Source organism: Sandarakinorhabdus sp., assembly GCF_040398645.1.
GTDB lineage: Bacteria > Pseudomonadota > Alphaproteobacteria > Sphingomonadales > Sphingomonadaceae > Sandarakinorhabdus.
In genome coordinates this window covers 18,648-22,215 of record NZ_JBBATR010000036.1, presented here as the reverse complement: position 1 = coordinate 22,215, position 3,568 = coordinate 18,648, and the positions used below count along the sequence as shown (strand labels likewise).

Genomic DNA, 3,568 nt, shown 5'->3' with positions numbered 1-3,568 from the left:
GATGGTGGGCGCGACAGGGATTGAACCTGTGACCCCTGCCGTGTGAAAGCAGTGCTCTACCGCTGAGCTACGCGCCCCATGCCGTGGCCGGGACAAGCGAACTAGGCGGTTTGGGCGAGGCTGTAAAGCCCCGCCCATAGTTCGAACGCCCATGGTTCGAATGCCCGCAATTCGCACACCGGCATCTGCCGGGATCAGTGCCGAACGGCTGCCTCTGTTACGGCAGCAGTTGGCGGCTGCACGGCGCGCTCGTCAGCCTCGGTCCACTCAATGGCCACCAGCGGCTGCGTAAGCGCCAGCGCCAGCACTTCATCGACATGCGAAACCGGCACGATGGTCAGGCCCTGTTTCACATTATCCGGGATCTCGGACAGGTCCTTCTCGTTTTCGGCAGGAATCAGAACGGTGGTGATGCCGCCGCGCAGCGCCGCCAGCAGCTTTTCCTTCAGGCCGCCGATCGGCAGCACCCGGCCGCGCAACGTGACTTCGCCGGTCATGGCGACATCGGCCCGCACTGGCACACCGGTCAGCGTGGAGATGATCGCCGTCACCATCGCGATGCCAGCCGACGGGCCATCCTTGGGCGTCGCGCCTTCCGGCACATGGACGTGGATGTCCTTTTTTTCGAAGATGTTGGGGCGGATGCCATAGTGATGGGCGCCAGCCTTCACAAAGGACAAGGCGGCCGAAATGGATTCGGTCATCACGTCGCCCAGCTTGCCGGTGGTCTTGATCACGCCCTTGCCGGGCGCGGTCACCGCTTCGATGGTGAGCAGATCGCCGCCAACCTCCGTCCACGCCAGGCCCGTCACAGCGCCAATCTGGGCATCCACATCGGCCAGGCCAAAGCGATATTTGCGCACGCCGGCGAACTCGGCGAGGTTGTCCGAATCCACGGTAACACTGTCCGTCTTGCCTTCCAGGATACGGCGCAGCGCCTTGCGGGCCAGCTTCGCCAGCTCACGTTCGAGCGTGCGCACACCGGCTTCGCGAGTGTAATAGCGGATCAGATCGCGCAGCGCGCTTTCGTCCACCCGAAATTCCGATGTCTTCAGGCCGTGCGCTTCATATTGCTTGTCGATCAGGTGCCGCTGCGCGATTTCAACCTTTTCATCCTCGGTGTAGCCCGACAGGCTGATGATTTCCATGCGGTCCAGCAGTGGCTGCGGCATCGAATAGGTGTTGGCGGTGGTGACGAACATCACATCCGACAGATCATAATCGACCTCCAGATAATGATCGTTGAACGCCTTGTTCTGCTCGGGATCGAGCACTTCCAGCAACGCCGAGGCCGGATCACCGCGGAAATCCTGGCCCAGCTTGTCGATTTCATCGAGCAGGAACAGCGGATTGGAGGTGCCGGCCTTCTTCAGGCTCTGGATGATCTTGCCGGGCATGGAGCCGATGTAGGTGCGGCGGTGGCCGCGCACTTCGGATTCGTCACGCACGCCGCCCAGGCTGATGCGAATGAATTCGCGCCCGGTGGCCTTGGCGATGCTGCGGCCCAGCGACGTCTTGCCCACGCCGGGCGGGCCGACGAGGCACAGGATCGGGCCTTTCAGCTTGTTGGTGCGGGCCTGCACGCCAAGATATTCGACGATGCGATCCTTCACCTTTTCCAGGCCGAAATGGTCACCGTCCAGCACGGCCTGCGCAGCAACGATATCCTTCTTGATCTTGGATTTCTTGCCCCACGGCAGCCCCAGCAGCGTATCAAGATAATTGCGCACCACACTGGCTTCGGCCGACTGCGGGGACATCGCCTTGAACTTTTTCAGCTCGGCAATCGCCTTGTCGCGGGCTTCCTTGGACAATTTGGCCTTGGCAATCCGCTCCTCGAATTCGGCCACTTCGTCTTTTTCGTCGTCGCCGTCGCCAAGCTCGCGCTGAATGGCCTTCATCTGCTCGTTGAGATAATATTCGCGCTGGGTTTTCTCCATCTGGCGCTTCACGCGGCCACGGATTTTCTTTTCCACCTGCAACACGCCCATTTCGCCTTCCATGAAGGCAAACAGCTTTTCCAGCCGCCGCGCCACATCGGCTTCGGCAAGCAGGCCCTGCTTTTCAGCAATCTTCAGGCCGAGATTGGCGGCGACCGTGTCGGCAAAGCGGCTGGCTTCATCGATGGCGCCAATCTGGCTGGAGATTTCCGGCGCAATCTTGCGATTGAGCTTGATGAACTGTTCGAACTGGCTTTGCGCCGAGCGCAGCAGCGCCGCCGCCTCGGTCTCATCGCGCACCACATCAGCCATCTCGGCAATTTCGGCCATCAAATGCTGGCCGCTGGCATCCAGCGCAACCAGCCTCGCGCGCGATTGGCCCTCCACAAGCACCTTGACCGTGCCGTCCGGCAATTTCAGCAATTGCAGCACATTGGCCAGCGTGCCGACATCATAAAGCTCATCGGCACCGGGATCTTCGTCACCGGGGTTTTTCTGCGACAACAAAAACACGGTACGGCCGGCCTGCATCGCCGCTTCCAGCGCGGCCACCGATTTTTCGCGGCCAACAAACAACGGCACGATCATCTGCGGGAACACCACGATATCGCGCAGGGGCAGCACAGGCAGGGTCTGGTTGGTCATATCATCTCCGTTGGGCTGGCGCTGGCCCGATCTCTCTGATGTCGTGATATGGGAAGCGCCCGCCGTGGGCGCAATGGCATATCAGCGCAGCTTCGCGCCGGGCAATGCAAGGGCCGTGCCGATCCGGCCAAAAAAATTCAGGGTGTGTTTACAGCACCCGCCACCACGCCAGCGGCAATCAAGCCGGCAATGGCAGCGGCATCATAGCCGGCAGCGGCAAGAATTTGCCGGCCATGCTCGCCCAGATGCGGGGCTGGGCCGGGCGCAGCCAGCGGCTGACCAAAAACCGCGGGTGCCCGCGCCTGGCGCACACGGCCAACAGCGCCGGCATGATCCACCGTGATGCAGATCGCATTGTGCTGCACCTGCGCATCATCCGGCACATCGGCAGCCGCCACCACCGGCCCGCCAACTGCGCCTTCGCGCACAAAGCCAGCCATCAGTTCAGCGCGGCTGCGGCCCGCCATTTCGGCCGAAATCTGCGGCGCCCATTCGCGCTGGTGCGCAATTCGCCCAGCCATCGAGGCGTAGCGCGGATCGCTGGCGAGATCTTCGCGGTCAACGCTGCGGCACAGGGCAACAAATTCGGCGGTTTGCATTGCCGTAATGGCAACCTGGCCATCTGCGGCTTTCCAAAGGCGCATCTGGGCGCCGTTTGGCGGCTGCCTGGGCGGCGCATCATCCAGAAACGCATCATTGTACATGCCGTCCGGCCAATTGAAGGCGATGGCGGCATCAAGCATCGCCACCTCGATCCGCTCACCGGCGGCGGCTGGCCCGGCGCGTTCCCGGCGCAGCAGCGCCGCCGTGATGGCCTGCGCCGCGGTGATCGCGGTCACCTTGTCGGCCACAAGATGCCGCACCAGGCCGGGCGTGCCCTCGCGGTCGGTCTGGCTGGCGGCGATGCCGGACACGGCCTGGATCACCGGATCATAAACCCGCACGTTGGCATAAGGCCCGTCGGGGCCAAAGCCGGTGATGCT

Annotated in this window: 2 protein-coding genes and 1 tRNA gene; all 3 read right to left on the bottom strand. The window is 62.7% G+C overall.

What is annotated here, in order from left to right; translation table 11 throughout:
• Window positions 1-2: 2 nt before the first annotated feature.
• A tRNA-Val gene (locus ABWP50_RS09310) sits at window positions 3-77 on the bottom strand.
• 117 nt (window positions 78-194) lie between these two features.
• Window positions 195-2,585, bottom strand: a complete 2,391-nt coding sequence (gene lon / locus ABWP50_RS09305) for an endopeptidase La (RefSeq protein WP_353217718.1) — start codon at window positions 2,583-2,585, stop codon at window positions 195-197.
• Between the two features lie 137 nt (window positions 2,586-2,722).
• Window positions 2,723-3,568: CoA transferase (locus ABWP50_RS09300; RefSeq protein WP_353217717.1), on the bottom strand; the 846-nt coding region annotated here is incomplete at its 5' end.

Excerpts from the sequence above, each read along its gene's own strand:
- lon (WP_353217718.1), bottom strand. The coding sequence starts at position 2,585 with ATGACCAACCAGACCCTGCCTGTGCTGCCCCTGCGCGATATCGTGGTG.